This is a genomic window from Sagittula sp. P11 (assembly GCF_002814095.1).
GTDB lineage: Bacteria > Pseudomonadota > Alphaproteobacteria > Rhodobacterales > Rhodobacteraceae > Sagittula.
Map to the genome: position 1 here is coordinate 1,181,677 of NZ_CP021913.1, position 22,393 is coordinate 1,204,069.

Annotated in this window: 19 protein-coding genes; 9 read left to right on the forward strand and 10 right to left on the reverse strand. The window is 68.5% G+C overall.

Annotated features, from left to right (window positions below):
- Positions 1-157 precede the first annotated feature (157 nt).
- Positions 158-2,047, forward strand: coding sequence for a propionate-CoA ligase PrpE (gene prpE / locus CDO87_RS05760; RefSeq protein ID WP_100927892.1), 1,890 nt, complete (start codon positions 158-160; stop codon positions 2,045-2,047).
- A gap of 52 nt (positions 2,048-2,099) precedes the next feature.
- Here prpE and nhaA read toward each other — a convergent pair whose 3' ends face one another.
- The 4 genes from nhaA to CDO87_RS05780 all read right to left on the reverse strand — a co-directional run bounded on the left by nhaA (position 2,100) and on the right by CDO87_RS05780 (position 6,751).
- Positions 2,100-3,899, reverse strand: coding sequence for a Na+/H+ antiporter NhaA (nhaA, locus tag CDO87_RS05765; RefSeq protein ID WP_100927893.1), 1,800 nt, complete (start codon positions 3,897-3,899; stop codon positions 2,100-2,102).
- A gap of 203 nt (positions 3,900-4,102) precedes the next feature.
- Positions 4,103-4,735 (reverse strand): Hint domain-containing protein, encoded by a 633-nt coding sequence (locus CDO87_RS05770; RefSeq protein WP_100927894.1) that lies wholly within the window; start codon positions 4,733-4,735, stop codon positions 4,103-4,105.
- A gap of 147 nt (positions 4,736-4,882) precedes the next feature.
- Positions 4,883-5,725, reverse strand: a complete 843-nt coding sequence (locus CDO87_RS05775) for a 2-keto-4-pentenoate hydratase (RefSeq protein WP_100930851.1) — start codon at positions 5,723-5,725, stop codon at positions 4,883-4,885.
- Between the two features lie 264 nt (positions 5,726-5,989).
- Positions 5,990-6,751, reverse strand: coding sequence for an NAD kinase (locus tag CDO87_RS05780; protein WP_100927895.1), 762 nt, complete (start codon positions 6,749-6,751; stop codon positions 5,990-5,992).
- Between the two features lie 194 nt (positions 6,752-6,945).
- Between CDO87_RS05780 and glyA the strand changes: the two genes are divergently transcribed.
- On the forward strand, positions 6,946-8,241 hold the full coding sequence (glyA, locus tag CDO87_RS05785; protein ID WP_100927896.1) for a serine hydroxymethyltransferase: 1,296 nt from the start codon (positions 6,946-6,948) through the stop codon (positions 8,239-8,241).
- 259 nt (positions 8,242-8,500) lie between these two features.
- Here glyA and CDO87_RS05790 read toward each other — a convergent pair whose 3' ends face one another.
- The 3 genes from CDO87_RS05790 to CDO87_RS05800 all read right to left on the reverse strand — a co-directional run bounded on the left by CDO87_RS05790 (position 8,501) and on the right by CDO87_RS05800 (position 11,375).
- Positions 8,501-9,019, reverse strand: a complete 519-nt coding sequence (locus CDO87_RS05790; RefSeq protein WP_100927897.1) for a hypothetical protein — start codon at positions 9,017-9,019, stop codon at positions 8,501-8,503.
- A 492-nt stretch (positions 9,020-9,511) separates the two neighbouring features.
- Positions 9,512-10,414: a DMT family transporter gene (locus tag CDO87_RS05795; protein WP_100927898.1), complete on the reverse strand. Its 903-nt coding sequence runs from the start codon at positions 10,412-10,414 to the stop codon at positions 9,512-9,514.
- 40 nt (positions 10,415-10,454) lie between these two features.
- On the reverse strand, positions 10,455-11,375 hold the full coding sequence (locus tag CDO87_RS05800; protein ID WP_100927899.1) for a fatty acid desaturase: 921 nt from the start codon (positions 11,373-11,375) through the stop codon (positions 10,455-10,457).
- Between the two features lie 272 nt (positions 11,376-11,647).
- Here CDO87_RS05800 and CDO87_RS05805 point away from each other — a divergent pair, with 272 nt between their 5' ends.
- On the forward strand, positions 11,648-12,511 hold the full coding sequence (locus CDO87_RS05805; RefSeq protein WP_100927900.1) for a helix-turn-helix domain-containing protein: 864 nt from the start codon (positions 11,648-11,650) through the stop codon (positions 12,509-12,511).
- Positions 12,512-12,765: 254 nt separating this feature from the next.
- Here the strand turns inward: CDO87_RS05805 and CDO87_RS05810 are convergent, their stop codons facing one another.
- Positions 12,766-13,812 (reverse strand): aldo/keto reductase, encoded by a 1,047-nt coding sequence (locus CDO87_RS05810; RefSeq protein WP_100927901.1) that lies wholly within the window; start codon positions 13,810-13,812, stop codon positions 12,766-12,768.
- A 126-nt stretch (positions 13,813-13,938) separates the two neighbouring features.
- On the opposite strand from CDO87_RS05810, the gene CDO87_RS05815 reads away from it, so the two are divergent.
- Positions 13,939-14,601, forward strand: a complete 663-nt coding sequence (locus CDO87_RS05815) for an ImuA family protein (RefSeq protein WP_254698350.1) — start codon at positions 13,939-13,941, stop codon at positions 14,599-14,601.
- Positions 14,602-14,749: 148 nt separating this feature from the next.
- Here the strand turns inward: CDO87_RS05815 and CDO87_RS05820 are convergent, their stop codons facing one another.
- Positions 14,750-15,301 (reverse strand): REP-associated tyrosine transposase, encoded by a 552-nt coding sequence (locus tag CDO87_RS05820; protein ID WP_198521826.1) that lies wholly within the window; start codon positions 15,299-15,301, stop codon positions 14,750-14,752.
- Between the two features lie 117 nt (positions 15,302-15,418).
- Between CDO87_RS05820 and CDO87_RS05825 the strand changes: the two genes are divergently transcribed.
- The 4 genes from CDO87_RS05825 (at position 15,419) to CDO87_RS05840 (ending at position 20,232) form a co-directional block, all read left to right on the forward strand.
- Positions 15,419-16,651 carry an MFS transporter gene (locus tag CDO87_RS05825; RefSeq protein ID WP_100927903.1) on the forward strand — a complete coding sequence of 411 codons (1,233 nt, stop codon included), beginning with the start codon at positions 15,419-15,421 and terminating at the stop codon, positions 16,649-16,651.
- Between the two features lie 193 nt (positions 16,652-16,844).
- On the forward strand, positions 16,845-18,107 hold the full coding sequence (locus CDO87_RS05830; RefSeq protein ID WP_100927904.1) for an ABC transporter substrate-binding protein: 1,263 nt from the start codon (positions 16,845-16,847) through the stop codon (positions 18,105-18,107).
- Positions 18,108-18,213: 106 nt separating this feature from the next.
- Positions 18,214-19,251: an iron-containing alcohol dehydrogenase gene (locus tag CDO87_RS05835; protein WP_157814930.1), complete on the forward strand. Its 1,038-nt coding sequence runs from the start codon at positions 18,214-18,216 to the stop codon at positions 19,249-19,251.
- Between the two features lie 150 nt (positions 19,252-19,401).
- Positions 19,402-20,232 carry an AraC family transcriptional regulator gene (locus CDO87_RS05840; protein WP_100927906.1) on the forward strand — a complete coding sequence of 277 codons (831 nt, stop codon included), beginning with the start codon at positions 19,402-19,404 and terminating at the stop codon, positions 20,230-20,232.
- A gap of 96 nt (positions 20,233-20,328) precedes the next feature.
- Here CDO87_RS05840 and CDO87_RS05845 read toward each other — a convergent pair whose 3' ends face one another.
- Positions 20,329-21,135 (reverse strand): DUF1194 domain-containing protein, encoded by an 807-nt coding sequence (locus tag CDO87_RS05845; protein ID WP_100927907.1) that lies wholly within the window; start codon positions 21,133-21,135, stop codon positions 20,329-20,331.
- A 245-nt stretch (positions 21,136-21,380) separates the two neighbouring features.
- Here CDO87_RS05845 and CDO87_RS05850 point away from each other — a divergent pair, with 245 nt between their 5' ends.
- Entirely contained in the window at positions 21,381-22,391 is a 1,011-nt protein-coding gene (locus CDO87_RS05850; RefSeq protein ID WP_100927908.1) for a branched-chain amino acid ABC transporter permease, read from the forward strand.
- The last annotated feature ends 2 nt before the right edge of the window (positions 22,392-22,393 follow it).

Below are 22,393 nucleotides of genomic sequence, written 5' to 3' on the forward strand. Positions count from 1 at the left end.
CTGTTTTCCGCGGTTTTGCAAATATTTGCAGGGTCAAACACGCGAGAATCGCAAAGTCTCTGCGGTAATCTGTCCTGACCGACGCCAACAGTCTTGCCTGAAAGGCCGCCTGCCGCCTAAGCCGCTATGCAAGAGGGAGACCCGAGAGGAGGACACCATGGGCTACAACGAGGTTTACCAGGGTTGGAAAGCCGACCCGGAGGCATTCTGGATGGAGGCCGCAGAGGCCATCGACTGGACGCAGAAGCCCTCCAAGGCCCTCTTCGACAAGGGCGACAACCTGTACGAATGGTTCGCGGACGGCATGGTCAACACCTGCTGGAACGCGGTCGACCGGCACGTCGAACAGGGCCGCGGCGAACAGACCGCGATCATCTACGACAGCCCGATCACCCATACCAAGCGGGAGATCTCCTACGTCGAGCTGCGCAACCGCGTCGCCATGCTGGCCGGCGCGCTGCGCGCCAAGGGGATCGAGAAGGGCGACCGCGTCATCATCTACATGCCGATGATCCCCGAGGCGCTGGAGGCGATGCTGGCCTGTGCGCGGCTCGGCGCGATCCACTCCGTGGTGTTCGGCGGCTTTGCGGCGCACGAGCTGGCCGTCCGCATCGACGACGCGCAGCCCAAGGCGATCATCGCTGCCTCCTGCGGGATGGAGCCGGGCCGCGTCGTGCACTACAAGCCGCTGCTGGATTCCGCCATCGACCAGGCGAAGCACAAGCCCGACTTCTGCGTGATCTTCCAGCGCGAACAGGAAGTGGCGGCGCTGGTCGAAGGGCGCGACTACAACTGGCACGGCTTCCAGTACGGCGTGCAGCCCGCCGAATGCGTCCCGGTGGAGGGCAACCACCCGGCCTATATCCTCTACACCTCCGGCACCACCGGCCAGCCGAAGGGCGTCGTGCGCCACACCGGCGGGCACCTCGTGGCGCTGAACTGGTCGATGAAGAACCTCTACAACGTCGATCCCGGCGACGTGTTCTGGGCCGCCTCGGACGTGGGCTGGGTCGTGGGCCACAGCTACATCTGCTACGGCCCCCTGATCCACGGCAACACCACCATCGTCTTCGAGGGCAAGCCCGTGGGCACCCCGGACGCCGGAACCTTCTGGCGCGTCATCTCCGAGCACAAGGTCAAGAGCTTCTTCACCGCCCCCACCGCATTCCGAGCGGTGAAGCGCGAGGATCCGAAGGGCGAATACGTCGGCAAGTACGACCTCTCCGGCCTGCGCGCCGTGTACCTTGCGGGCGAACGCGCCGATCCGGCCACCATCGAATGGGCGCAGGAGCAGCTGAAGGTCCCGGTGATCGACCACTGGTGGCAGACCGAAACCGGCTGGTGCATCGCGGGCAACCCGCTGGGCATCGAGGAACTGCCGACGAAGCTCGGCTCTCCCGCCGTGCCGATGCCGGGGTACGAGATTCACATCCTCGACGAGGCCGGGCACCCGATGCCCAAGGGCGAACTGGGCGCCATCGCGGTGAAGCTGCCGCTGCCCCCGGGCACGCTGCCGACGCTCTGGAACGCCGAGCCGCGGTTCCGCAAGGCCTACCTCGACCACTTCCCGGGATATTACGAGACCGGCGACGCGGGCATGATCGACGACGACGGCTATGTCTACATCATGGCGCGCACCGATGACGTCATCAACGTCGCGGGCCACCGCCTGTCCACCGGCGGCATGGAAGAGGTCCTCGCCAGCCACCCGGACGTGGCCGAATGCGCGGTGATCGGCGTGACCGACGATCTAAAGGGACAGTTGCCGCTGGGTTTCCTGTGCCTGTCGTCGGGCGTGAACCGCCCGCACGAGGAAATCGTGAAGGAATGCGTGAAGCTGGTGCGCGACCAGATCGGCCCGGTGGCGGCGTTCAAGCTGGCCTGCGTGGTCGACCGCCTGCCCAAGACCCGCTCCGGCAAGATCCTCCGCGCGACGATGGTCAAGATCGCCGACAACGAAGAGTTCAAGACGCCCGCCACCATCGACGATCCCGCCATCCTCGATGAGATCAGGGAAGCGCTGCAGACCCTCGGCTACGCCAAGTAACGCGGCGCATCGAACGGATGGAAAGAAGGCCTGGCCAAGCGCCGGGCCTTTGTCATTCCGCCTTGCCGCCGATCTTCGGCGCGAACCACAGGATCAGCGACCCGGTGATCGCCGCCGCGGTCGAGGTGATCAGCACCGCCAGCTTCACGCTTTCCAGCTGCCCGCCCTCAAAGGCGGCAGAACTGATGAAGATCGACATGGTGAAGCCGACCCCCGCGAGGAAGCCCGCCCCGACCATCTGTGTCCAGCTGATCTCCGACGACAGTCGGGCGATGCCCAGCTTCGTCGCCAGCCAGACGATGCCGACGATCCCCAGCGGTTTGCCGATGTAGAGCCCCAGCATCACCCCAAGGCTTTCCGGCGCAAAGGGAGAGAAGCTCGACCCGATGATGAGCAGCCCGGTGTTGAAGAAGGCAAAGAGCGGCAGGATGATGAAGTTCGAATAGGCCTCCAGCGCCTCCTGCAGGTGGAAGCCCGGTTCGCGCAGCCGGTCGACCGCGTTCTGCAGCCGCCGCACGGCAGAGTCGTTCATGTTCTCCGTGTCTTCCTCGCCGTCGACGATGGCCACGGCCTGCATGGCGACGCTGCGCCCGTCCGCCGGCCGCCGCGACGGCAGGACCGCCGCGGTGATCACGCCCGCCAGCGTCGCGTGCAGCCCGCTTTCGTGGATGAAGTACCACAGCACCACGCCCAGCAGCATGTAGGGCATCCGGTTGTAGACCCGCCCCACCGCAAGCACCGCCATCACGCCCGTGACGCCGCAAGCGATCAGGAACTGCGTCAGGTGGAACCCCTCGCCATAGAAGACCGCGATGACGAGGATCGCGCCCAGGTCGTCGGCAATCGCCAGCGCCGAGACGAAGACCTTCAGCGAGGTCGGCACCTTGTTCCCCAAAAGCGCCATGATCCCAAGCGTGAAGGCGATGTCGGTCGCCATGGGCACGCCCCAGCCATGCGCCGCCTCGCCGCCGAAATTGACCGTCGTATACAGCAGCGCGGGCACGATCATCCCGCCGAGCGCCCCGATGATCGGCATGATCGCCCTGTCGCGGTCGCTGAGCTCGCCAAAGACGAACTCTCGCTTGATCTCGATTCCCACCAGCAGGAAGAACAGCGCCATCAGGCCGTCGTTGACCCACATCTCCAGCGGCAGGGCAAAACTCCGCTCGCCGAACATCAGGGTGAAGTCGGTCTCGCGCAGTTCCTCGTAGGCGTCGTGCCAGCCGATGTTGGCCACCACCAGCGCCGCCAGCGTGGCGAGGATCAGCACCAGGCCCGCCGAAGCCGCCCAGTGGAAGAAGTCGTTGCCCGCCAGCGACAGGCGCACGCCCAGCGGCTGCTCGATGGCCTCGATCAGCGCGGTCTCGTCCCACGCCCCTTCGTAGAAGCGTCCGTCGATGAAGATCAGCGGCATGTGCAGGTCGGAGGTGTCGCCAAGCGAATCCCGGTCGGCCTCCAGCTTGGCGTCGGCCTCCGCCATGTCCTCCCGGAACCGCTTCATGTCGAGGTCGAGGTCGCGCGCCAATTCCTCCACCGTTTCGACGGAGTAGTCCGGCGGCGCATCGAACAGCGCGCGGTGCATGTCGGAGAACCGGTCCTGCCGGTGCGCGGCGACGGCGGCCCGCGCGGCGATGGCTGCACCGTCCTCGTCGTTGTGCGGAATGATGAACCGGACGGCGACCGAAGCCCCGTCGCGCCCGAACCGGGCGGGCGACCGTCTCAGGATGTCGCGTATACGGCGGGTGTGCGGACAGGTGTAATCGACGTACCAGGTGATCTCGACACGGCCACCGGCCTCGCCCAGAAGAATGTCGTTCTCCGCATCGAACGGGCGGGAGAGTTGGTGCACCATGCGCAGCCCTCAAGTCGGTCGCGGGCCACGCGGCCCCATCGCTGCGCAACATGGCACCATTTCCGCGACGAGCAAGCCCCGTTCCCCTGCGACACAGATACCCGCGAAAAGGTGCGCGCCTTTGCCCTGGCTGCGGGCAAAGGCGGGTCAGCGCCATGCAGGCAAGGGCGCGCGGTGCAACGCCCATACCCGCCGCGCAGGTGTCAGCCGGACGCCTTGTGGCGCAGGTCGGTACCGCGTTCCGCAACGACAAGCGGCGCGCCGCGGGCCATCGACCGCGCCACCACACGCTCCGCCTTGCGCATGCTCAGCACTGGCCACCCCGGTTCCGCCTGCCCCACCGCCGCCACCAGCGCCTCGCGCTGCGCGGGGCTCATCTCCTGCAAAGCCAGCGGTTCGGGCAGCGCCGTCTCCACCGCGACCCCCTCTGCCAGCAGCAGGACATGGCGCGCGCAGGCAATGTGGACATAGTCGAGACCGGGCAGCGAGGGCATCTGCCGCACCGCGGGCAACGCGGTGAGCGACAGTGCGGGCACCAGCGCCTCCCCGCCTCTGGCCGCCCGGGCGACCAGCGGCGACCGCACCAGCACCCTGTGCTGCGGAGAGACCATGACGGCCCGCTCCGGCACGCCGGGGCCCAATGCGTCCTTGCCGATCCGCACCGGGCGTTTGCGCGCATTGCCCATCTGCTCGGCCCATGTGACTCGCGTCAGGCCGACCCAGAGCACCGGCTCCGCCCGCCCGTCGTGGGTCAGCACGAGGTCGCCCTGCACGATCGTCTCAACCGGCCGCACGCCGCCCGGCGTCGCGACGCCGCATCCTGCCACGAAACACATGTTGCCCCCTATGTGTAACCGTCCGCCGCAGGGCACACCGATCCGGCCGCCGCGCAGGGGAGTCGCAGGCACTATCCATGCTCCGGGTAAATCAGGGGTTCATGGCCGGGCAGCTTTTTCGCGGCCCGGCCTCCGACCGCGCGCCGGTCACTCCCTGAAGGTGACGGAGACCTGCGGATCGCCCGGCAGGCCGGCGTAGCTGACCGTCGCCTTCCCCAGCGCCTTGGCCGGCGGCAGGAGCGGCCCGATCGAGCCCACCGACACGAGGTCGCCCGCGTTCATCGCGTAGCCCTTGGACATCAGCCACAGCACCGAGTTCACCGGGTTGCCCAGCACCGACGCACCCGGCGCCTCGGCCATCACGGTGCCCTCCGCGTCCGTGACGGTCACCTGCATGGCGGCCAGCGCCTCCAGCATCGCGGCGGGGTCTTCGACCGGGATGGGCGCGCCCAGCACGCCCAGTCGCGGCGCCACGCCGTTGGCGGTCAGGGTGATCCCGTTGATCGGCTCCCCTTCCTTGAAGACAAGGTCGGGCAGTTCGATGAAGGGCTGCACCGCCGAGATATGGGCCATCGCCTCTTCCGGCGTGGTGGCGTCGTTGATCGCGTCGTCGCCGATGACGAGGATCAGGTCCGCCTCGAACAGCGGCCGCGCACCGAAGGTCAGCGGCACGGAGGCGCCGTCCTCCAGCAGCATGTCGGCATAAAGCACGCCGGCCACTGGCTCCGTCACGCCGAACCGCTCCTGCGCGGGTCCCGAGGTCAAGCCGGCCTTGTAACCCACGATCTCGCCCATTTCCGGCACCAGCGCCTCGATCAGCTTGTCCTGCGTGCAGCGGGCGTCCTCCATCGACCCGTCCGGGACGAGGGCCGCTGCCGGCACTTTCGCCATGTAATCCTTGACGTAGGCCGCAATCGCCTCGTCCGTGGCGCAGTCCGCGCCCGCCTGCCCCGCGACCAATGCCAGCGCCAGCGCATGTGTTCTCTTCATCGACATACCTCCCGTTCGGCCCGCGCCCCGACTCGGCAGGGAATGCGGGCTGGCGGCAGGCTATCAGCTTTCACGGGATTGCGAGAAATTTCGCTCACGCATTGGGTAGGGACGTGGCTCCCGGTGCGGACCTATCCATCCTGCCCGCCCCTTCCGACCGAGGGTCTGAGCGTCGCTCACCGGAAGCGCGGCCGTCGGGTCGGCGGGCGGGCGCCTTTGCGTCAGCAAAGAGTGCCGCCCGACGGCCCGCGCCCCGCACCAACCTCAGACGAACTGCTCCTGGATCAGCCGTTCCTCCAGCCCGTGGCCCGGGTCGAAAAGCACACGGTGGACCACGCCCGGTTCCGACCGGATGTGCACCTGCACCACGTTGCGCACGGCGACGCTGTCGGCCTCTGCCATGACCGGGCGCTTCTCCGCCTCCAGCACGTCGAAGGTGACCTCTGCCGCCTTCGGCAGCAGCGCCCCGCGCCAGCGCCTCGGCCGGAAGGCCGCCACGGCCGTCAGCGCCAGCACGTCCGCGCCGATGGGCAGGATCGGCCCGTGGGCGGAATAGTTGTAGGCCGTCGACCCCGCGGGCGTCGCCAGCAGCGCGCCGTCGCAGACCAGTTCCGGCAGGCGCACTTTGCCGTCCACGCTGATCTTCAGCTTTGCCGCCTGCGGCCCGGCGCGCAGCAGCGACACCTCGTTGATCGCCAGTCCCATGTGCCGCGTGCCGTCGGCGCAATGGGCGCGCATGCCCAGCGGGTTGATGACTGCCTCCTCCGCCGCGGTCAGCCGTTCGACCAACCCGTGCTCGGAATATTCGTTCATCAGGAAACCCACGGTGCCGCGGTTCATCCCGTAGACCGGCGCGGCGATTTCCTGCGTGCGGTGCATGGTGTGCAGCATGAACCCGTCGCCGCCAAGCGCCACGATCACGTCCGCCCCCTGCTCTGCGTGGCAGCCATAGCGCCGCGTCAGCGCGGCCAGGGCCGCCTGCGCGATGGGCGCGCGGGATGCGCAGAAGGCGATGCGTAGCGTCATGTGGCGTCCGGTCTCCGTTCCGGGACGACGTTTCCGGAACGCCCCCCTTGGCGCGGATGGAAGCACAAGTTGCCGTGGGGGACCAGAGATGCCGCAAGAATATTACACTAAGTCGTTTTGCCGTATTTGACCCGGTCCGGCTTTCCTTTAAGACGCCCGCAACGCACGCCCACCCCTCAACAGGAGACACGGCCATGAACGCCCCCCACCGCGACGACGGTTTCTTCACCGAAGACCTCTCCTCCCGCGATCCCGAGCTCTTTGCCTCGATCACCGGCGAACTCGGCCGCCAGCGCGACGAGATCGAGCTGATCGCGTCCGAGAACATCGTGTCCCGTGCCGTCATGCAGGCGCAGGGCTCGGTGATGACCAACAAGTACGCCGAGGGCTACCCGGGCCGCCGCTACTACGGCGGATGCCAGTGGGTCGACGTGGCCGAGGAACTGGCCATCGAGCGCGCCAAGCAGCTGTTCTCCTGCGAATTCGCCAACGTCCAGCCGAACTCCGGTTCGCAGGCCAACCAGGGCGTGTTCCAGGCGCTGATCAAGCCGGGCGACACCATCCTCGGCATGTCGCTCGACGCGGGCGGCCACCTGACCCACGGCGCAAAGCCCAACCAGTCGGGCAAGTGGTTCAACGCCATCCAGTACGGCGTGCGCCAGCAGGACAACCGTCTCGACTACGACCAGGTGGAGGCGCTTGCCAAGGAACACCAGCCGAAGATCATCGTGGCCGGCGGCTCTGCCATCCCGCGCCAGATCGACTTCGCGAAGATGCGTGAGATCGCCGACATGGTCGGCGCCTACCTGCACGTGGACATGGCACACTTCGCGGGCCTCGTGGCCGCGGGCGAGCACCCGAGCCCGTTCCCGCACGCCCATGTCGCGACGACCACCACGCACAAGACCCTGCGCGGCCCGCGCGGCGGCATGATCCTGACGAACGACGAGGACATCGCCAAGAAGGTCAACTCGGCGATCTTCCCGGGTATCCAGGGCGGTCCGCTGATGCACGTCATCGCCGCCAAGGCCGTGGCCTTCGGCGAGGCGCTGCGCCCCGAGTTCAAGACCTACGCGAAGAACGTCATCGCCAACGCGCAGGCGCTGTCGGACCAGCTCATCAAGGGCGGCCTCGACACCGTGACCCACGGCACCGACACCCACGTCGTGCTGGTGGACCTGCGTCCCAAGGGAGTGAAGGGCAACGCCACCGAGAAGGCGCTCGGCCGGGCCCACATCACCTGCAACAAGAACGGTGTGCCGTTCGATCCGGAAAAGCCGACGATCACCTCCGGCATCCGTCTGGGTTCGCCGGCGGGCACCACGCGCGGCTTCATGGAGGCCGAGTTCCGCCAGATCGCCGACTGGATCATCGAGGTGGTCGACGGGCTGGCCGCCAACGGTGAGGACGGCAACGGCGAGGTCGAGGACAAGGTGAAGGCCAAGGTCGCGGCCCTCTGCGCCAAGTTCCCGATCTACCCGACGCTCTGACGCCGGATCGTCACGACATGCGGAAAGGGCCGGTCGACAGCGACCGACCCTTCTTCTTTTTCTGCTGCCCGTCTGCCCGACAGGATCCTGCCCGCCCCTGCGCCTGACAGGCCTCGGACGAGATAATCCGGCCTCGTCCGGTCCTGCTTGTCGTGGCCAAAGCCTTCGCCGTTTTGGCGACCCTTGCAAAAAATGTGCCCCTGTCGATCCGATCCCAGGCGGGGAGGGAACCTCGCCGGCGCGTCGACAGGGGCGCCTGTCAAAGCCCCGCGTGAGGAGGGGCGTCGACAAGATCGGCGCGGGCGGCGCCATTGCCGCCCGCGAACAGTCCGCAGTCATCGGCCAGAACAGCCAGCGCGCGCAGGAAACCGGAGTGATCGTTTCCTTCGCACAACAGCATCGCATGTCCCGCCGCCGCGACCTCGTTGCCGCGCACCACGGCCCTCATGGTGGTCAGGAACATCCGCTCATGATCGCTGACGAAGGCCGAACAGCGCGGACAGCGCGCCGAGTTGAAGCGGAACACCGATACGCGTGCCTGCCGCATCGACTGAACCGCGGACAACACCGCCATCGCGGCGCGCGGCCCCCGCTCGGGACCGAAACACGCCAAGGCGTCGGAGGCGGCCTGCAACCAGCCGTGCTCCGCCGGGTCCGAGAACGCCCCGAAGTAGTGACGTGCAATGTTGAGGACGATGAATTCCGCGGGCTTCAGCCCCAGTGCCCCGATGGGCGTACCGCGCTTTGCATCGAAGCATCGCTGACTTCCGGTTTCCATGACCGCACCTCCAGACCTGAACACGGAGCCTGTTGCGGCTCCTTTCCGGACCTGGCGGACAGCGTCGTCTGGCTGGGTCGATCAATTCCTACAAAAACACTCGGATATGTGCAAGCCCGAAAATCAGCCCTCGTGTGCGGCGCGGCCCGGACGCGGATCGGAGGTGTCTGCCGCGCCCGGCAAGCCCCATACGACGCGCGAGGTCCGGACCACCGGCATTGCGCTCAACGGGGTCATCACCCGGCCGGGCACGGCGATTTGACACGATGCCCGCAGCCCGGCCTCCGGCTGGAACCTGGATCAGATGGGCGCGCTGCACACCGCCCTGGGCGGCACTCATGTCCAGGATTACAAATAGATGGGTGACGCAAATCTCAAGCATTCGGGGTCCGGATGGGGGCGCATTGTACCGGCTTGGGTGCGCGTGGGACGCGGCCGGGGCTCTGCCCCGGACCCCGAGGTATTGTTGCCAAGATGAAGGAGGGGCGCCGGTCAGGCGACCAGCGCGAGCGTCACGACTGAGGCGGTGAGGACGGCGATGCCCAGCAGTTCGCGGGCGCTGACCTTTTCACGGAACCACAGCACGCTGGCGGCGAGGCTCAGGATCAGTTCCACCTGCCCCACCGCATAGACGTAGGCAGCGGTCTGCAGAGTGAAGGCGGTGAACCAGCTGAGCGATCCCGCCGCCGAGGTCACCCCAAGCCAGGCGGCGGTCCCGCGCGCCTGCCAGACGCGGGCAATCTCACCCGGTTCGCGCCAGGCCAGCCAGGCGGCCATGATCAGCGCCTGCCCGGTGGTGACCCAGACCAGCGCCACGGCGGCGCGCAGAATCGGGTCGTCGCTCGCCACCGACAGCGTCGCGGCGCGGTAGCCGACCCCCGCCACGGCGAAGAACAGCCCCGATCCCAGACCGTAGAGCACCGCCGGGCTGCGGAGCTGCCGCAGGAGGTTGCCCTCGATTTCCGGCGTGCCCGACAGCAGCAGCACGCCCGCGAGCCCCACGCAGATCCCCAGCCAGCCCGCGAGGGACAGCGCCTCGCCCAGCACGACCAGACCGAGGAGCGCGGTCAGGATGACCTCCGTCTTCTTCAGGGTGATGCCGACCGCGAAGTTGCGGGTCCGGAAGGTCATCACCACGAAGACGGTGGCGAGGATCTGCCCCAGCCCGCCGAACAGCGCCCATCCCCAGAAGGCGGGCATGATCTGCGGCAGCGCCTGCCCGCGTGTCCAGAGCACCAGCCCCAGCACCACCAGCCCGGCGGGGCTTGCGTAGGCGAAACGGGCAAAGGTGCTGCCGACGGCGCTCAGCCGTCCGCCGGCCAGCACCTTCTGCAGCATGAATCGCACGGTCTGAAAGGTTGCCGCGGAAAGGGTGGCGAGGATCCACAAGTCCATGCGCGACCAATGCCCCGTCCGCAGGGCGCCGTCCAGAGCCTCAGCGCGGCCAGAGCGGGTGCGGCACCGGATCCTTGGCGCGCCAGAAGTAGCGGCGGAAGACCTCGGCGTAGGAGGCATAGCGGTAGCCGGCGTTCCGGCTCAGGTAGCGCTGGCGGTTCTCGCGGTAGAGGCGCGGCAGACGGTACCACGGGACCATGGCGTGCATGTGGTGCACGACGTGCAGGTTGTTGTTGAGGAACAGCAGCGCGAGCGGCCCCCTGTCCTCGATCACCACGGTGCGGCCGCGCGCGTCCTCGTGGGCGCGATGTTCGAGGAAGGTCCGGATCTTCAGGATCGCCAGCGCGCCGTAGACCGACAGCCCGAAGGCCCACCACGGCATCTGGCCGGCCACGCCCATCCAGATCAGGACGACCGCGACGGCCGGCACATGCAGCAGCCAGCCTAGCCAGACGCGCCGGTCGCCGCGCCGCAACGCCGCGAGGTCGGAGGTGAAGAAGGCCACCGTGCCCAGCAGCGGTCCGATCGTCAGCCGTCCCGCAAGGGTGTTGTTCCAGCGCAGCACCCGGCGGACCACGGCAGGCAGTCGCGCCCAGACCTTCGGGTCGAGGTAATTGCTTTCGGGATCGTCGTAGGGATCGGTCAGGATCGAATCGCGATGATGCGCCAGGTGGGTGTCCTTGAAGCGCAGGTAGGGCACGACCAGCGTCAGCGCCGGAAAGACCAGCGCGCCGTTCAGGACGCGGGACCGGAAAGGATGTCCGTGCAGCATCTCATGCGTCAGCGAGGAATGCAGCGCCGTGGTCGCCGTGACCAGCGCCATGCCCAGCGGCAGCCAGACCTCGGCAGCGGCCGTGGTGCCGAGCGCCCAAAGCCCGTAACAGACCGCAAGGAGGCCGAGCGTCGGCCATTCGACACCACGAAACCGGTCCGCGAGGCGCGGGATGAGGCCCTCAGGCATGAGACCTCCGGCAGATATGGTCAGATTGTTGGACAGGGCACGCCGGACATGCCGCGGCGGTTGCGGGGGCCAGTGCCTGCCATGACCGGGCAGTGGAAACGCCCCCGCGCACCGCTCTCAACGACTCCCGGACATTCAACCGATCCATGTATCTCGCCCGCTTGCCCATCCTGCCCCCGACTGTTTCTGTCAGCAGCGGTAGCGCGGCCGCGCGCATCCGGCCATTCAGTGTATGGTTCACAAATTTCCCGTTCCGTGATATTTGTCACGCCATGCAGCAGATTCTCGACAAGCGCGCCCGTGCCGCCCTGCTCCGCTCCCGGCTGATGCGCGCCATGGAGAGGGCCGAAACCAACCAGACCGCGCTGGCCCGCGCGATCGGCGTCGACCGCTCGACGATATCACAACTCCTGAAGGACGAAGGCGCCCGCCTGCCCAACGCCCACCTCGTCGGCAGCTGCGCGCAGGCGCTCGGGGTCTCGGCGGACTGGCTCCTGGGGCTGTCGGAGCGGCCCGAACGCGCCGCCGACCTGCTGGCCACCTCGCTGACGATGACCGAGGCCCCCCGCGCGCTGGTCGACGAACAGATCTTTGCGTGGCACCGCGAGGCGGAGGGCTACAAGATCCGCTACGTGCCCCCGGCCCTGCCCGACATGCTCAAGACCCGGGCACTGCTCAACTGGGAATACACGCCGCACCTGGGCCGTACGACCGAACAGGCGATCAACGCCTCCACCGACCGGCTGAACTGGATGCGCGCCTCGCATTCCGACTACGAGATCGCTCTTCCCATGTCGGAGATCGAGGCCTTCGCCGGGGCCACGGGGTATTACGCCGGGCTGGCGCCAGGCCTGAGACGGGCACAACTCGACCTGATGATCGACCTGACGGAGGCGCTCTACCCGCGGCTGCGGGTGACGCTCTACGATGCCCGCCGCCTCTATTCCGCGCCGCTGACGGTGTTCGGCCCGCTGCTGGCGGTCCTCTACCTTGGCCGCAACTACCTCGCCTTCCGCGACAGCGACCGGATCGCGGTCTTCACCGCGCATTTCGACCACCTCGTGAAGGAGGCGGAAATCACGGCGCGGGACATCCCGGACCACCTCCGCCGCCTGCGCGACGGGATCGCTGGCTGACCATCACCGCACGCTCGCCAGACCAGATGTCCAGCCAGTCAAATCCAACTTGCAGGCAGGACCTCAGGCGCACCGCTGGCCCGACACGACGGCCGTTCAGGTATTTTTGCCAAGATGAAGGCAAAGTCGCGCGCAGGCCTTCATCTTGGTCCAAATACCTGACCGGGACCTCTTCACCGTTTCCGCGCGCGGAGGTCCGCGCCGGTGGTGGCGGGGCGGGGTGGGCGCGCGGGAGCGCCGCCACCCCCGGTGCGTCAGAAAGGCATCGGATGGGCCCTGTGGATCTCGTCGAGCGCCTGCAGCACGTCTTCGTCCAGGTCGAGGTCCGCCGCGGGCAGAAGGCTTTCCAGTTGCGCCAGTGTCGTGGCGCCGAAGATCGAGGAGGTCACGAAGGGTCGTCGCGCCGACCAGGCCAGCGCCATGCGCGCCGGGTCGAGCCCGAAGCGCCGCGCGACCTCGAGATAAGCGTCCACCGCCGTGAAGACCCGGTCGCCGGTGCGGCCGCCCATCGTCTCGTTGAGCGACATGCGCGACCCCTCGGGGACCCGGCCCTCCTGGTACTTGCCGGTCAGGAAACCCGCACCCAAGGGCGAGAAGGGCAGCAGGCCCACGTCCTCGTAGGCCATCAGTTCTGCCAGGTCCGTGTCCGCCAGCCGGCAGAGCAGCGAATATTCGTTCTGGACCGAAACCACCTTCGGCCCGCCGGTCCGCGCCGCCGTCTCCAGCCACATCTGCGTGCCCCAGGCGCTTTCGTTCGACAGGCCGAAGGCGCGGATGGTGCCGCGGTCCACCTCGGCCTGCAGCGCGCCCAGGCAGTCCTCCATGTCCTGCACGACCTGCTCTCTCGTCCAGCCGGACTGCGACGGGTCGTACTGCCAGTTCTTGCGGAACATGTAGCTGCCGCGGTTGGGCCAGTGGAACTGGTAGAGGTCGACGTAATCCGTCTTCAGCCGTTTCAGCGAGCCTTCCAGCGTCTGCCGGATCGACTCCGACGAGATCGGCGCCCCGTAGCGCGCGAGGCTGCCCTCGCCCGAGTGCTTGGTGGCGAGGATCCAGTCGCCGCGCCGCCCGGTCTTTTCGAACCACTCGCCGATCACCGCCTCCGTCAGGCCCACGGTTTCCTTGCGGACCGGGTTCACCGGGTACATTTCCGCAGTGTCCATGAAGTTGATGCCGGCATCCAGCGCGCAGTCGATCTGGGCGTGGGCATCCTCCTTCGGGGTCTGGTTGCCGTAGGTCATCGTGCCGAGGCAAAGCTCGCTCACCATCAGGCCGGAACGGCCCAGCGGGTTCATCTTCATCGCGTCTGTCCTGCAATCGTCGTGGTTGCGCGCAGGATGCCCGCCCAGCCGGGGGAAGACAAGGCGGCCGCGAGGGCCCGAGAACGGCTTGAGAACAAAGAGCGAACATTGTAGACTGACGGCATGATGGCCAGCGCCCTCCTCTCCCGCCGCCCGCACCGGCCGCCCCCCGCCCTGACCCTATGGGAGGAGGTGGCGCTGCCGCTGAACCGCGTGCACGAGATCTGCGGCCCGGCCCGGCGCACGCTGGCGCTCCGGCTGGCGGCCCGGGCCGGGGCACCGCTGATCTGGATCGCGCCCGGCCGCGGCGCGGACCTGCCGGATGCCTGCGGCATGGCGGCCCTCATGGATCCCGGCGAGGTGCTGTTCGTCACCGCTGCACGGCCCGCCGACCTGCTCTGGACGATGGAGGAGGCGCTGAAGAGCGGCGCGGCCCCCGTCGTGGTGGCGGAACTGGCCGAGCCGCCGGGCATGACCCCCGTGCGCCGCCTGCACCTCGCGGCGGAGGCCGGGGCGGAGACCGGGCTGTCGATGCCGCTCGGGCTGCTGCTGACGCCGGGCACGGGCGGCGCCCCGGGGATCGAGACACGCTGGCATTGCGCCCCGGCCCATGCCCCCGGCCGCGACGCCTGGCGGCTGGAGCGGCTGCGCGCCCGGATGCTGCCGCCGAAGGTCTGGCGGCTGGAGAACGACCGCCTGCTGCCCGAGGGTATGGCGGCGCAAAGCCCCGCCCTACAGGAGGTCGCGCCCCCGGTGCCCGCCCGCGACGTCCCGACGCCGGGGGCATAGGACACGGGATCGCCGGGAGAGGCTGCACCGCCGCGTGGCCCTAGCCGCCCGCCTGACCAGCCAACCGAGAGGACCCGACCGGCGGCACGCGACACGAACGCGCATCTGCCGAAGCTCCCGCCCGCAAGCGCCGCGGCCGGGCCGCCGCCTAGCCTGTCGCCCTGCCCGGAACAGAAGGGCCTGAAACCGGACCGGCCTGCGCCGCCTGCCGTGCCTCCGCCCGCGCGAAGCTGCTGTAGGGCCAGTCGCCGGCCCGTGACACAAGCCCCTCCCGCACCGGCGCGTTCCGGCAGAAGGCCATATGCGCCGACAGGTCCTGTGGGCCGGTGATGTGATGCTCCCAGAAGCGCCGCTGCCAGACACCGCTCTCGCCGTCCCGCAAGCGCGCACTGCTCCGTAGGGCGGGGCTTTGCGCCGCCTGCCCCCGCGCCTCCTTCAGCGCGACGGAAAACCGCCCCTTGATCGCGCCCCACCGGCGGGAATAGCCACAATCGCCCTCCGGCATCCGCCAGATCGCGTGCATGTGGTCCGGCAGGACGACCCAGGCCAGCACCTCCACCGGCCAGTCGCGCAGCGTGGCGCCCACCGCCCACCGCAAAAGGTCCACCTCCCGCACCAAGAGGTCCGAGCCCCGCTCCGCGAGGCAGACGGTGAAAAAGGCGGTGCCCCCGGGCACCCGAAGGCGGCGATAGCGCGACATGGGGCCCACTCTGCGGCAGGAGCAGTTAACCGCCGGTGAACGGAACTTGTCCCAAAACGACATCCAAGGTCGATTCCCGACGCGCACCCCCGCGCCCCGCATGGTCTGCCGGGCCGCATGAAACTCGCCTTGTCCTTCACCGCCCTCTTCTTCTCGGTCATCCTGCTGCAGCTTTCCTCCGGTGGCATCGGCCCGCTCGATGCGCTTTCGGGCATCGCGCTGAAGTTCACCACCACCCAGATCGGCCTTCTGGGCTCCGCGCATTTCGCCGGGTTCTTCATCGGCTGCTGGTGGGCGCCGCGCCTGATGGGAGAGGTCGGCCACGCCCGCGCCTTCGCCGCCTTCACCGCGCTCGGCACCCTGGGCATCCTCGGCCACGTGCTGACCGACAGCGCATGGGCGTGGAGCGCGCTGCGCGTGGCGCAGGGGCTGTGCGTGGCGGGCGCCTACACGGTGATCGAGGCATGGCTGCAGGCCAAGGTCACCAACGCCAACCGGGGGCGCGCCATGGGGGCCTACCGCCTCGCGGACCTGGGCGCGGCGCTGGGGGCGCAGCTGGTGATCTCCGTCCTGCCGCCCGCGCATTACGTCTCCTACACGCTGCTGGCGATGGTCTGCTGTGCGGCGCTGCTGCCGCTGGCCCTGACCCGCATCCCGCAGCCCGTGGTGGCCGCGGCCCCGCGCCTGACGCCCTCGCTCGCCTGGCACAACTCGCCGCTCGCTGTTGCTGGCGTGCTGGTGGCGGCGCTGTCGGGCGCGTCCTTCCGGATGGTCGGACCACTCTACGGCGCCGCGGTGGGCCTTGCGCCCTCGCAGATCGCCTTCTTCCTTGCCGCCTTCGTCGCCGGGGGCGCGCTGGCGCAGCTGCCGGTGGGCTGGCTGGCCGACCGCTTCGACCGGCGCACCGTGCTGGTCTGGCTCTCGGTCGCGGCAATCCTCTCCTGCGTGTTCACCGCCACCGTCACCGACCTGCCCGCCTGGGGCATCATGCTGTCGGCGGCGGTCTTCGGGCTGACCACCTACCCGATCTATTCCATCGCCGCCGCCCACGCGCACGACTTTGCCGAGGACGACAAGCGGGTGGAGCTCTCGGCCGCGCTGATGTTCTGGTACGCGACCGGCGCCATCGCTGCGCCCTATGTCGCCTCCGCCCTGATCGAGGGTTTCGGGCCACCCGCGCTTTTTGCCCTGATCGCGATCGGGCACGCCGCGCTGGTGATCTTCGGTTTCGTCCGGATGCGCGCCCGCCCGGCCGCCGCGACCCGCACCCGCTACGTCTATGCCCCGCGCACGACCTTCTCCGTCGGCCGCCTCCTGAAGCAGTTCCGCGACCCGCGCAACGGCGACTGAAGGCGCCCGCCCGGCCACGCCCCGTTCCCGCGCCGCCCAAAAAAGAGACGGTCGGGTATGCCGGGAAACAGTGGGGCGTTTGTCCGCAACGCCCCCTGCCGTACCCTCATTCGGCTGCCGGAGCCCCCGGCACGCAGGCGTTGGGGCGACAACAATAATACGGACGCCTGCCGATTTTTACGGGAGGATACTCATGAAGAAGGCATTCACGGCCTCCGTTTCGGCGCTGGCACTCTGGCTTCCGGCCATGGCCATGGCGCAGGACGGCACGGTCAAGTTCGGCATCCTTGTCGCCACCGAGGGCGCCTTCGCCGAAGGCGGCGCGGACGGCATCCGCAACGTCGAGCTGGCGATCCAGCAGGCGGGTGGCACCGCGGGCGGTCTGACCATCGAAACCGTCGTGGCCCCCACCGACACCACGCCCGACACCACCGTCCGGCAGGCGCGCAAGCTGATCGAGCAGGACGGCGTCGACATCATCCTCGGCCCGCTTTCCGGCTCCGAGGGCATCGCCATGCGCGACTACGCCAAGACCATCCCCGACAAGACCGTCATCAACGGCATCTCGGGCGCGCTGGAAACCACCTGGGTCGACCCGGCCGAGAACTTCTTCCGCTTCAACCTCGACGGCGCACAGTGGGGCGCGGGGCTCGGCTCCTACGTGGTGAACGAGAAGGGCTGGACCAGGGTCGCCACCGTGGCCGCCGATTATTCCTTCGGCTACACCAACTTCCTGGGCTTCGCGGTGGACTTCTGCAGCGCCGGCGGCGACATCGTCGAACGCTTCTGGGTGCCGCTGGGGTCGTCGGACTTCGGCGGGGTGATCGCCTCGCTGCCCGATGACGTGGACGCCATCTACCTCGGCGTCGGCGGCACGGACGCGATCAACTTCCTCAACCAGTACAGCCAGGCCGGGGCCGACACCAACCTGATCGGCGGCACGATCATGGCGGACCAGACCGTCCTGACCTCGCGCGGCCGCGCCAAGGAGGCCCTCGTCGGCACGCCCACCTCCGGCCCGCTGGCGGACGACAACCCCGATCCGGCATGGCAGGAATACGTCAAGGCCTACCAGGACGCCTTCCCGGAAGGTGAACGCTTCCCCTCGCCCTCGCTCTTCGGCGTCGGCTACTACGTCGCGGCGCTCGCGGCCATCGAGGGGCTGAACCAGGTCGACGGCGATCTCTCGGACGGACAGGCCGCCTTCAAGGAGGCGCTGTCCAGCATGACCCTCGAGACGCCGCTCGGTCCGGTCACCCTGAACGAGAACCGCCAGGCCACCGGCTCGGTGTTCATCAACGAAGTCGTGGATGACGGTCAGGGTGGTCTGCGTAACGAGTTCAAGTCGCGTACCGACAACGTCAACCAGACGCTGGGCCTGTCCGAGGAGGAATTCCGCGCGATGGGTCTGCCGTCCCGCGACACGCCCGATTGCGCAGCGCTGCGCGACGGTTGACGAAGACACGGATGCGCAATCGCGCGCGGGGCCGCTTGCTGGCCCCGCGCTGCGCCCGAGGGGGCCGGTGCCCCCGCGGCGCGCGTGGCTTCGGAGCGGGCTCGCCGTGTCTCTCATCACCTATCTCACCCGCATCCATTTCGCCGACCGCGTGCTCGAGGACGCGCTGTCCGCAGAGATGGAGCGTCACGGCCTGCGCCATCTGCTGGTGATCTCGGACCGGGATGCGGCGCATGGCGACGGGCTCGACCGGCTCCACGCCGCCCTGCCCTGCCAGACACGCACCGCGAGCCACTTCGCCGGGGACATCGCGCCGGATCTGGACCTGGCCCGCGCGCTCGAACTCCTCGAACAGGAGGGCTGCGACGGGATTATAGGGTTCGGCGGGCTGGCGGCCCTGAACCTCGCCCGGACCGCAGCGTCGGACCGGGTGCCTGTCATCACCATCCCCACCTGCACGGACACCGTGGGCCTCGGCCCCATCGACCCGGGCCTTTCGGCGCGGCCAGGACGCAAGGCGGCGCTGCCGGTGGCGATCCTTTGCGATGCGACGCTGACCACCTCCGCCGACCCGGAGGCCACGGCGGCAGCCGGCATGGACACGCTCTGCCAGTGTCTCGAATGCTTTCTGGGGACCGCCTTCAATCCCCCGGCGGACGGCATGGCGCTGGACGGACTGCGGCGCGCGGCGCTCTCGCTCGAAACCGCCGTGCAGGACGGCAGGGACCTGTCCGCGCGGCGTGAACTGCTGGCCGCCGCCCTGAACGCGGGGCTGGCGTCGGAGAAGGGGCACGGCGGCATCGCGGCGGCGGCCCACGGGCTGGAAGCCATCGCCCGCTCCCGCCGGGGTATCCTGCACGGCGCGCTCCTGCCCGAGGTGCTCGCCTTCAACGCGCCGGCGGTGCACGACCGCCTCGGGCTGGTGCGGATGGTACTGGGCCTGCCCGCCGACGCCGATCCCGGCGAGCGGCTGGTCGCGCTTGCGCAGCGCATCGGCCTGCCGCGCCGCCTGTCGGACATCGGGATCGAGGAACACATGCTGTCGCGCGCGGCCCAGGGCGCCGCCGCCGATCCGGCCAACCGGACCAACCCGCGCCATGCCACCGGGCGCGACTACGAGAGGATCATGCGTGCCGTCCTGTGATCCGGAATTGCCCCGCCGTGCCCCGCGCGGGCGGCACGCCAACCAATATTTGTCGAAAACGGGAATCGGAGTAGCATGCCCGTGTCCTGACATGCCCGGAGAGCGCATGCAGTGCCAACATTAAGGGACGAAACGTCCCGGGAGGAGTAAATGAGTGACTCGCTGGCCGTGTTCCACGGCCGTTTCGGTCGCGTCTGCCTTTACAACATGGACCGCAGCATGGTGCCGCACGGGCACCGCGAGGGCCACCTGATCTTTCATCTTCAGGGGCCGCCGGGCCAGATCAACGTGAACGGCCGGAAATGGCCGCTCGCCCCGGGTCAGGGCGTCGCCGTCAGCCCTTGGCTGTCGCACTTCTACCAGCCGGTGCACCTGTCCGAACCGACGCTGGCGCTGGTGCTCTACATCCGGCCGTCGTGGTTCCTCGACGTGTCGCGGCGGGCCTCGGCCTCGCTCTCGTTCGGGCGCGTGGGGATCGAGGTGACCGACCACCTCGCCCGGCTGATCTACGGCACGGCGCAGGCCATGCTCGAGGAGGACAGCGAGGACGTGATGATCGAGGACCGCCTATGCGACCTCACCCGCGTCGCCTACGAACAGTCATGGCAGTGGACGCCGCGCGGTGCCGACTTCACCGGGCCGGACATGCCGCGCCGCGACTACCGCATCCGCAAGGCGCTGAAGTACCTGCAGGAAGGTCTGGGCGAGGCGCTGGAGATGGACCGCGTCGCGCGCGAGGTCGGCCTGTCGCGTCCGCATTTCTACAAGCTCTTCCGGGCGCAGGTCGGGCTGACACCGAACCTCTACCTCAATGCGCTGCGGATGGAGCAGGCGATCGACATGCTGGCCACCTCCGAGGACGGCGTGGCCGACATCGGCTTCGACCTCGGGTTCTCCAGCCAGGCCAGCTTCTCGCGGTTCTTCATCGGCAACGGCGTCGTACCGCCCTCGGCCTACCGCCGCTCGGTGCACGTCGCCTGACGTAGCGGCCCCTTTGCCCTGATGGCCTGCCGCCTGCCGGCCGGGCGCCTGTTCCTTTGCCTGCATCCGCGCACCGGGCAGGCCACTCCCGCCGCCCTATGGTTCCCACCAGTCCATGCGCCGCTGCTCCCAGATCTTCTCGCCGATCTCGCAGTCGTAGGGCGGTTTCGCCGGGGCGAACTGCACGTCCTGGATGCCCTCGAGGCCCACCCCCCCGCTGCCGGAGGCGATCTCAAGCACCAGCTTGCGCCGCACCGCCTCGCCGAAGTCCGTCCAGTCCAGCACCGGGATCACGAAGGAGCCGGGACCGCCCGTCACGCAGGATTCGTAGTAGACGTCGAGATCGTCGAGGTGCCACCGGCCGCCCATCCCCTCCTCCGTCATCAGCGGCAGGCCGTTGATGACGATCCGCCGCGCCAGCACGTCGTCGCGCGCATCGGTCACGATCCGCCCCTGGTTGTTCGGCCCGTCGCCCGAGATGTCGATGACCCGGCGCAACCCTTCGTAGTCGTTGGCCTCGATCATCTCCGCCCCGAAGGCCAGCGCCCCGGAAATGGAGGTCCGCCGCATTCCGATGGTGGAGGTCATCTCCACCGCCCGCGCAAAGGCGTCCAGATCCTCCCGCCCCTCCAGCACGGTCCAGTCGACAATCACGTTCTGCCCGCCCGCCCACTCCACGTAGGTCAGCGCGATGCGTTGCAGCAGCCCGGCCTGCACCGCGGCATAGACTTCGTCGGACCGCAGGGCCGAGGCATAGCCCTGCCGCTGGATCTCCAGCTCACCCATGGTCATCGACCGCGAGACGTCGACCAGCAGGACAAGCTCCAGGTCGACCTCCTCTGCCCGGGCCGCGGTGGACGTGGCAAGGACGAGGGCGGCACAGGCGGCAAGAACACGTTTCATGGGGGAAAGGCTTCGGGTTCGCGGCCCTCACGTCAAATCACAAAGGGGACAACAGCCCCGCTTGCCCCACGAACCGGCCCCGCGCGCCGCAAACTGCGCATTTCCGGCGCAGCCCGCCTGCCCTTCGACGGCAAGGATGTTTTCAAACGGAGGGTTGAAGGATCAGACCCTCGGGTATCAGCGCGGCCGCGTTTGGGCGCTAACCTCTGCAAGCCCCTGCAACGGGGCGTCGTGGACGGGAGATCATGCAAAGGTTCATTCAGCGCCATCCGGTCTGGTCATTCATCATCGCGCTCGGCGCGGCGATCCTGCTGTGGCTGATCTTCGCGCCGTGGTCCGCAGGCATGGAGGAGACCCTCGGCAAGAAGCGCGTCTTCCTGAACGGCATCTTCGGGGGCATCACGCTGGGCGCGCTCTATTTCCTCGTCGCCTCCGGCTTCACCCTGATCTTCGGCCTGATGCGCAACGTGAACCTCGCGCACGGATCGCTCTACCTGCTGGGCGGCTACCTAGGCTTCGAGATCTCGGAACGGACGGGATCGTGGTTCCTTGCCTTCCCGGTGGTCTTCGTCGTCGTCGGCATTGTGGGCATCGTCCTGCAGAACCAGGTCTTCCGCCGGATGGAGGGCGAGGAACTGCGCCAGACCATGGTCACCATCGGCCTGTCGGTGGTCATCGCCGACCTCCTGCTGTGGCAATGGGGCGGGCAGTCCTACACGATCTACGCGCCTGACCTGCTGTTCGGCCCGATGACCCTGCCCATCGTCTCGGACGTCCGCGACAGCGGAGAGGTCGTCTATCTCAACTATCCCGCCGTCCGCATGGCGATCCTCTTCGCCGCCATCGTCATCGGCGTCGGCATGTGGCTGGTGCTGAACAAGACCCGGCTGGGCATGCTGGTCCGCGCCGGCGTCGACGACCGCGAGATGCTGGCCGCCTCCGGCGTGCGCATCCAGTACGTCTTCCTCGCCGTCTTCGCATTCGGTGCGGGGCTTGCCGGCATGGCGGGCATCGTCGGCGGCACCTTCCAGTCGCTGTCGCCCGGCGAGGACACGCGCTTCCTGCTGGCCAGCCTCGTCGTCGTGATCGTCGGCGGCATGGGGTCGATCCCCGGCGCCGCCATCGGCGCGCTGATCATCGGGCTCAGCGAACAGCTCGGCCTGATCTACGCGCCCACATATTCGGTGGTCTTCACTTTCCTCATCATGGCCGTCGTGCTGGCCTTCCGGCCGCAGGGCCTTCTGGGACGGGGGTAGCG